Source organism: Mesorhizobium sp. M0437, from assembly GCF_040321335.1.
Classification (GTDB): domain Bacteria; phylum Pseudomonadota; class Alphaproteobacteria; order Rhizobiales; family Rhizobiaceae; genus Mesorhizobium.
Genome location: NZ_JAMYRK010000073.1, coordinates 20,164 through 27,761, shown reverse-complemented (window position 1 = coordinate 27,761; position 7,598 = coordinate 20,164). Strand labels below are relative to the sequence as shown.

General features: G+C 63.9%; 6 protein-coding genes. 5 read left to right on the top strand and 1 reads right to left on the bottom strand.

Annotated features, from left to right (window positions below; translation table 11 throughout):
- Positions 1-106 precede the first annotated feature (106 nt).
- Together NKI72_RS29425 and NKI72_RS29420 are read left to right on the top strand one after the other, a co-directional pair.
- Positions 107-1,393 carry an NAD(P)/FAD-dependent oxidoreductase gene (locus NKI72_RS29425; protein WP_352851567.1) on the top strand — a complete coding sequence of 429 codons (1,287 nt, stop codon included), beginning with the start codon at positions 107-109 and terminating at the stop codon, positions 1,391-1,393.
- Between the two features lie 259 nt (positions 1,394-1,652).
- Positions 1,653-2,453: an SH3 domain-containing protein gene (locus NKI72_RS29420; protein ID WP_352472716.1), complete on the top strand. Its 801-nt coding sequence runs from the start codon at positions 1,653-1,655 to the stop codon at positions 2,451-2,453.
- Positions 2,454-2,516: 63 nt separating this feature from the next.
- On the opposite strand, the gene NKI72_RS29415 is transcribed toward NKI72_RS29420, so the two are convergent.
- Positions 2,517-3,263 (bottom strand): SDR family oxidoreductase, encoded by a 747-nt coding sequence (locus NKI72_RS29415; protein ID WP_352851566.1) that lies wholly within the window; start codon positions 3,261-3,263, stop codon positions 2,517-2,519.
- A gap of 272 nt (positions 3,264-3,535) precedes the next feature.
- On the opposite strand from NKI72_RS29415, the gene zwf reads away from it, so the two are divergent.
- The 3 genes from zwf (at position 3,536) to edd (ending at position 7,597) form a co-directional block, all read left to right on the top strand.
- The gene (gene zwf / locus NKI72_RS29410) at positions 3,536-5,005 is read left to right on the top strand and encodes a glucose-6-phosphate dehydrogenase (protein WP_352851565.1); all 1,470 of its coding nucleotides are present in this window, start codon (positions 3,536-3,538) and stop codon (positions 5,003-5,005) included.
- Entirely contained in the window at positions 4,987-5,700 is a 714-nt protein-coding gene (gene pgl / locus NKI72_RS29405; RefSeq protein ID WP_352851564.1) for a 6-phosphogluconolactonase, read from the top strand. The genes zwf and pgl overlap by 19 nt, the downstream gene beginning before the upstream one ends.
- Before the next feature lie 73 nt (positions 5,701-5,773).
- Positions 5,774-7,597 carry a phosphogluconate dehydratase gene (edd, locus tag NKI72_RS29400; RefSeq protein ID WP_352472719.1) on the top strand — a complete coding sequence of 608 codons (1,824 nt, stop codon included), beginning with the start codon at positions 5,774-5,776 and terminating at the stop codon, positions 7,595-7,597.
- The last annotated feature ends 1 nt before the right edge of the window (position 7,598 follow it).

The following is a 7,598-nucleotide window of genomic DNA, read 5'->3' as shown; positions in this document are numbered from 1 at the left end:
CCCCTCTAACCCCGTACAGCGACGAGTCTCTAGTGCCCGCATTCTTGTCTCAGCTATTGACCTACTGCCCTACTGCCCTACTGCCCTACTGCCCTAGCCGAGCATCATGACTTACCAATCCCCAATCTCCCCCGGCCGCTCCTGGTACGAAGACACGGCCGGGCCAAGGCCCGAATATCCGGCGCTCGACGGCGACCGGACATGCGATGTGGTGATTGTCGGCGGCGGCTTTACCGGCCTGTCGGCGGCGGCTCATCTCGCCACGACAGGCGCGGATGTCGTGCTTATCGAAACGCATCGTTTCGGTGACGGCGCATCGGGCCGCAATGGTGGCCAGCTCGGCACCGGACAACGGGCCTGGGCAGAGGAACTGGAAGCGGAATACGGCTTTTCCCGCGCCAAGGCGCTGTTCGACCTTGCCGAAGAGGCCAAGGCGCATCTGCTCGACTTTGCCGCGATGCACCAGATCGAGATCGACTATATGCCCGGCCAGATGTCGGTGGCGCACAAGAAGCGCTATGTCGACGACTACAAGGCGCATGCCGAGATCATGGCAAACCGGTTCGGTTATCCGCACATCTCATTCATGGATGCCGCGGAGACTGCCGAGCGGCTCGGCTCGACGCATTATTTCGGCGGCACCCGCGACACCGGCACCGGCCATGTCCATCCGCTGAAGCTGGTGATCGGCACCGCGAAAGTCGCGGCAGAGGCCGGCGCAAAGCTTTTCGAGCAGACGCCGTCGACCGGCATCACCTCCGGCGGCGGCAAGGTCAGGGTTGTGACGCCGAAGGGCACGATCACCGCCGCTAAATGCCTGATCGGGGTCAACGCCTATGGCGGCACGCTCGAACCGGTGAGTGCCGCGCATATTATGCCGATCGGCTCCTTCATCGGCGCGACGGTACCGCTGGGAGCCGATTCCAAAATACTGCCGGGTGGCGAGGCGGTCGACGATTCGCGCTTCGTCGTGCGCTATTTCCGCAAATCGAAGGATGGGCGGCTGCTGTTTGGCGGGCGCGAGATCTATGCGGTCAACGATCCCAAGGACATCCACATCCACATCCGCCGGCAGATTGCCGAGATCTATCCGGCACTGAAGGACGTCGAGATCACTCATGGCTGGGGCGGCTACGTCGGCATCACCGTGCCGAGAAAGCCGTTCGTGCGCGAAGTGATGCCCAATGTGACCTCGATCGGCGGTTATTCCGGCCACGGCGTCATGCTGTCGAACTTTTTCGGCAAGCTTTATGCCGAGACGGTCGCCGGCAACCGCGACCGGCTGAAGCTGATCGAGGACCTGAAAATTCCACCCTTCCCCGGCGGCCGGCGTTTGCGCGCGCCACTGCTCTTCCTTGCGCTCAACTGGTACGCGTTGCGGGACAGGATCTAACCAGACGTTGCAGAATCCTTAACCGGGGCGCAGAATTCCCGCCAAGGGCGCAGTGATGCCACAATCGCGGGCGAAAGATGATGCTCGTGGGCAGCTGAACGGGGAATTTTTGCGGGCCTGCCCGCTTTTGGTTTGGGACCGATGCCGATCGAAATGCCGGCTCTCCGGCATGGGTCGTAAGAACATCGGCCCGCAAATGGAGGTGGCAAGTGTGAGAGAGCCCTTCAGTTTCGGCGCGCCGGAACGACGGCGCCTTGCGATGCAATTCGGTTACGATATGCGGCCGACGTTCTGGCACGGGGTCCGGTCGAACGCGCATCTGGTGATAGCCGCGCTTGGCACGGTCGCACTGCTCGGCGTTGCCGCGGTGGCACTGTGGCTGGCATTGCCGGCAAATGAGCGACAAGCGGCCGCAAGTCCTGAGCAGATCGTTCCGACCATCCCGGTCAAGACGACGAAGATCATGCCTGCCAAGGTTGCTGCGGCGCCGCGGACGACGGGCAAGGCAGATGCGGTTTCCCCAGCGGTGGCCGCGGCGGAAGCCGAGATACCAGCGCTGGCTCCCAACGATCCGCGCTGGACAGGGCCAAAGACGGCATCGGCCGCCGCCACGGCAGCGTCCGACCAGCTGGCAAGCCAGACCGAGCAGGCGACCGATAAATCGTCTGCTTCGGTGGCATTCGCCGACCCGGCAGCAAAACCCGACGCTGCGGCATTGTTTGCCAAGGTCGCGGCTCCCGGCAGCTCAACGAAAAACAGCGGGCCCGATGGCGCGCAGACCGCCGCCATCCCCACGCCCAAGCCGCAACTGCCGACGCAGACCGCGAGCGAAGACGACAACAGCACCAAGGCAAATTCCGGAAGAGCCAATACTGCCGGTACCGGACGCATCCTGAGATCCGTCACCATGCGCACCGGCCCAAAAAAGAATGCGGCCGCCATTCTCACCGTGCCGGCCAAGACCTCGGTGCAAGTGATGAGCTGCAAGCAATGGTGCCAGATCGTCTACAACGGCAAGCGCGGCTGGATTTACAAGAGCTACGTCAAAACCGGGGCGTAGGGCCGGCAGAGCGATTGCGGGTCGCTCGCCGTCAGCCAGTCCTCCGCCGGAGGCCCCGGCCGTTCAAATACAACGTCCGCCGTCGACTTCCAGCGCCACGCCAGTGATGAAAGCCGCTTCGTCCGAAGCAAGCCAAAGCGCGGCATTGGCTATGTCGACCGGCGTCGAAAGCCGGCCGAGCGGGATCGACGCGCGGAACTTCTCGCGGATCTCGGGTGTGTCGGCGCCCATGAATTTCGCGAGCATGCCGGTCTCGCCGGCAACTGGGCAGAGGCAGTTGACGCGGATGTTCTTCGGCGCGAGTTCCACCGCCATCGATTTGGTCGCGGTGATCGCCCAGCCCTTCGATGCATTGTACCAGGTGAGGCCGGGCCGCGGTCTGATACCGGCCGTGGAGGCCGTCGTCAGGATGACGCCACCGCCTTGCCGTTCCATGACCGGCACCACTGCAAGCGCTGCGTGGTAGATCGCCTTCATGTTGACTGATGTGATCAGGTCGAAGGTCGCTTCGTCGACTTCCAGCATGTCACCGTTGCGATGGGTGTAACCCGCGTTGTTGACCATGATGTCGATGCGGCCGAAGGCGCTCATTGCGGCATGGACCATGTCGTCGAATTCGGACCGCAGCGAGACGTCGGTCTGGGTCCAGATCGCCTTTTCGCCGATCTCGCCGGCAACGCGCTCTGCGCCCTTGGCGTTCAGATCGGCGACGACTACCCGCGCGCCCTCCTCGGCAAAGCGCCTGGCCATGCCCTCGCCAAAGCCCGAGGCAGCGCCAGTGATGATTGCGACCTTATTTTTGAGGCGCATGCTTTTCTCACTCATCGTTGAAAGCGATCGATGACGCGTTTGGCCAGGCCATCGAAAGATGTGCGTCCATCGACGATTTCTCCTTTGGCTTTCGCTGCCATCCGGCTCTATGCTGCAACTGCGAAGGCTCCGGAAGCATCGCTTGCCGACAAGCCTCCGGCCAGCGCCGGTGTCAAGAGCACACGCGGATGTGACGCAATGGCACTGGCAAGTTTAAATCGATTAGATTATATCAGCCGCGTTATCGCGACCGGCGTCACAGCGGACAGACCATGACCAGCCAGATCATTCCCGTCGACCCTTTCGACTTCATCATTTTCGGCGGCACCGGCGACCTCTCGGAACGTAAGCTTCTGCCGTCGCTGTACCACCGGCAGCGCGACCACCAGTTTTCCGAGCCGACGCGCATCATCGGCACATCGCGTTCGAAGATGACCGACGAGGAATTCCAGTCGTTCGCCAGGCAGGCGATTGCCGATCATGTGAAACCGGAGGATATCGACGCCACGGAACTGAAGACGTTCCTCGCGCGGCTCTCCTATATCCCGGCAGATGCAACCACAGGTGCCGGCTTCGACAGGCTGAAGAAGGCGATCGGCGACAGCGAACACATCCGCGCTTTCTATCTGGCTGTGGCGCCGGCGCTGTTCGGCGACATCTCGCACAAGCTGAAGGAGCACGGGCTGATCACGCCGAATTCGCGCATCGTGCTGGAAAAGCCGATCGGCCGCGATCTCGCTTCGGCGCGCGCGCTCAACGACCTGGTCGGCGACGACTTCCATGAAAGCCAGATTTTCCGCATCGACCACTATCTCGGCAAGGAGACGGTCCAGAATTTGATGGCGCTGCGTTTTGCCAACGCGCTCTACGAGCCGCTTTGGAATTCCGCCAATGTCGATCATGTGCAGATCACCGTGGCCGAGACTGTCGGCCTGGAAGACCGCGTCACCTATTACGACAAGGCCGGCGCATTGCGCGACATGGTGCAGAACCACATGCTGCAGCTGCTCTGCCTGGTCGCGATGGAGGCGCCGTCGTCGATGGACGCCGATGCCGTCCGTGACGAAAAGCTGAAGGTGCTGCGGGCGCTGAAGCGCATCAACGGCAACGAAGCGCCGAAGCACACGGTGCGCGGGCAGTATCGTGCCGGCGCCTCGGCCGGCGGGCCGGTGAAAGGCTATGTCGAGGAACTCGGCAAGAACAGCAACACCGAGACTTTCGTTGCGCTCAAGGCCGAGATCGGCAACTGGCGCTGGGCGGGCGTGCCGTTCTACCTCCGAACCGGCAAGCGGCTGGCGACGCGCGTTTCGGAGATCGTCATCGAATTCAAGCCGATCCCGCATTCGATCTTCGGCGAGAGCGCCGGGCCGATCTCCGCCAACCAGCTGGTCATCAGGCTGCAGCCCGACGAGGGCGTAAAGCAGTTCATCATGATCAAGGATCCGGGGCCGGGCGGCATGCGGCTGCGCCAGATTCCGCTCGACATGAGTTTTGCGCAATCCTTCGACGGCCGCGCCCCCGATGCCTATGAGCGGCTGATCATGGACGTCATCCGTGGCAACCAGACGCTGTTCATGCGCCGCGACGAGGTCGAGGCGGCGTGGAAATGGATCGACCCGATCCAGGACGCCTGGGAAAGCGGCAGGCAAGAGGCGCAAGCCTACACCGCCGGCACATGGGGCCCCTCGGCCTCGATTGCGCTGATCGAACGCGACGGGCGGACATGGCACGAGAGCAATTAGGCGGCGCCTACAACTGGCACGAATTTGCCGGACGCCAGGAGTTGGCCACAGCGCTTGCCGGCCACGTCGCCGGCCGTCTGTCAAAGGCGATCGCCGAGCGCGGCACGGCGCTGCTTGCGGTCTCGGGCGGCACGACGCCGGCGAAATTCTTCGCGGCGCTTTCGACCGTTCCGATCGCCTGGGAAAAGGTGACGATAACATTGGTCGACGAGCGCTTCGTGCCGCCCTCATCGCCGCGCTCCAATGCCGGCCTGGTTGCCGCCAACCTGCTGCAGAACGCGGCCGCCGCCGCGAATTTCGTGCCGCTCTACCACGCCGCGGCAAGTATCGAGGGTGCAGCGGTCTCCGACAGTGAGGCGCTGCAAGTGCTGCCCTGGCCACTCGACGTCGTTGTGCTCGGCATGGGAACTGATGGCCACACCGCCTCGTTCTTTCCGGATGCCGATAACCTGGCACGATTGCTCGATCCGTCGTCGCAAAGGATCGTGCTTCCGGTTCACGCGGCAAGCGCCGGCGAGCCACGGCTGACGCTGTCACTGGCGCGGATCATCAATGCCGCCTTCATCGCGCTGCATATCGAGGGCGCGGAAAAACGCAGCGCATTCGAGGCCGCGCTTGGACCTGGAACACGAAAGCCCATTCGCGCCGTGCTCGATGCCACTCAAAAGCCCGTAGAGGTTTTCTGGGCACCCTGATCTCAACTTGGCTGCAGGTCCCGGCAACAGCCGGAAGGTGTTTGCGGGACCTCGCCTGAAAGGACCGACCGCCATGACCGCAAGACGCGATATCGAAGCCATCACCCAGCGCATCCGTGAGCGCTCCAAGCCCGGTCGCGAGGCCTATCTCGGCCGCATCGCCGAAGCCTCGAACCGCACCGCCAACCGGGCCGTGCTGTCCTGCGGCAACCTGGCCCACGGCTTTGCCGTCTGCAGCCCTTCCGAAAAGGTGGCACTTGGCGGCGACCGGGTGCCGAACCTCGGTATCATCACCTCCTATAACGACATGCTGTCGGCGCATCAGCCTTTCGAGACCTTTCCGGCGCTGATCAAGGATGCGGCGCGCGAGGCCGGCGGCATCGCCCAGGTGGCCGGCGGCGTGCCGGCGATGTGCGACGGCGTCACCCAGGGCCAGCCCGGAATGGAGCTGTCGCTGTTCTCGCGCGACGTGATCGCCATGGCCGCGGCAATCGGCCTGTCGCACAACATGTTCGATGCCGCCGTCTATCTCGGCGTCTGCGACAAGATCGTGCCTGGACTGGTGATCGCGGCGCTGACCTTCGGCCATCTGCCGGCGGTCTTCATCCCGGCCGGGCCGATGACGACCGGCATTCCGAACGACGAAAAAGCCAAGATCCGCCAGCTCTATGCCGAGGGCAAAGCGGGACGGGCCGAACTGCTCGAAGCGGAATCGAAATCCTATCACGGGCCGGGAACCTGCACTTTCTACGGTACCGCCAATTCCAACCAGATGCTGATGGAGATCATGGGCCTGCACACGCCTGGCGCCTCCTTCGTCAATCCTGGCACGCCGTTGCGCGACGCGCTGACCAGGGAAGCGACGAAGCGGGCGCTGGCGATCACCGCGCTCGGCAACGCCTACACGCCGGTCGGGCGGATGATCGACGAGCGCTCGATCGTCAACGGTATCGTCGGCCTGCACGCCACCGGCGGTTCGACCAACCACACCATCCACCTGATCGCCATGGCAGCGGCGGGCGGCATCGCCATTACCTGGCAGGATATTTCCGACATCTCGGAAGCCGTGCCGCTGCTGGCGCGAGTCTATCCGAACGGCCTTGCCGATGTGAACCACTTCCACGCCGCCGGCGGGCTCGGCTTCCTGATCCGCGAACTGCTCGACGCAGGCATCCTGCACGAGGATGTGCAGACGGTGTGGGGCGAAGGGCTGCGCCCCTACGCGGTCGAGGCCAGGCTCGGCGCCGACGGCGGCGTCGTGCGCGAGGCTTCGCCGCGCGAGAGCGGGGACGAGAAGGTGCTGGCACCGTTCAAGAAGGCGTTCCAGCCGAGCGGCGGTCTGAAAGTGCTTTCGGGCAATCTCGGCCACGCCGTCATCAAGACATCGGCGGTCAAGCCGGAGCGGCGCGTCATCGAGGCGCCGGCCAAGGTGTTCGACAGCCAGCAAGGCCTGAACGAGGCGTTCAAGGCGGGGTCGCTGACCGGCGACTTCATCGCCGTCATTCGGTTCCAGGGACCGAAGGCCAACGGCATGCCGGAATTGCACAGGCTGACCACCGTGCTCGGCATCCTGCAGGACCGCGGCCAGCATGTGGCGTTGGTCACCGACGGCCGCATGTCGGGCGCTTCAGGCAAGGTGCCAGCGGCGATCCACGTGACGCCGGAAGCGGCGGAGGACGGGCCTATCGCCAGGATCCACGACGGCGATATCATCAGGCTCGACGCCGAGGCCGGGACGCTGGAGGTACTGGTGCCAGCCGGCGATTTCGCACTGCGCCGCCCCGCGGACAGCGACCTCATAGGCAATGAATTCGGCTTCGGCCGCGAGCTTTTCGCCGGGTTCCGGCAGTTGGTGGGACGCGCCGACCATGGCGCCAGCGCCTTCGGTACGGCGTGAC

What these genes read in the sequence shown, in the direction of transcription:
- NKI72_RS29425 (WP_352851567.1), top strand. Translation starts at nt 107, where the DNA reads ATGACTTACCAATCCCCAATCTCCCCCGGCCGCTCCTGGTACGAAGAC.
- NKI72_RS29420 (WP_352472716.1), top strand. Translation starts at nt 1,653, where the DNA reads ATGCAATTCGGTTACGATATGCGGCCGACGTTCTGGCACGGGGTCCGG.
- NKI72_RS29415 (WP_352851566.1), bottom strand. Translation starts at nt 3,263, where the DNA reads ATGCGCCTCAAAAATAAGGTCGCAATCATCACTGGCGCTGCCTCGGGC.
- zwf (WP_352851565.1), top strand. Translation starts at nt 3,536, where the DNA reads ATGACCAGCCAGATCATTCCCGTCGACCCTTTCGACTTCATCATTTTC.
- pgl (WP_352851564.1), top strand. Translation starts at nt 4,987, where the DNA reads ATGGCACGAGAGCAATTAGGCGGCGCCTACAACTGGCACGAATTTGCC.
- edd (WP_352472719.1), top strand. Translation starts at nt 5,774, where the DNA reads ATGACCGCAAGACGCGATATCGAAGCCATCACCCAGCGCATCCGTGAG.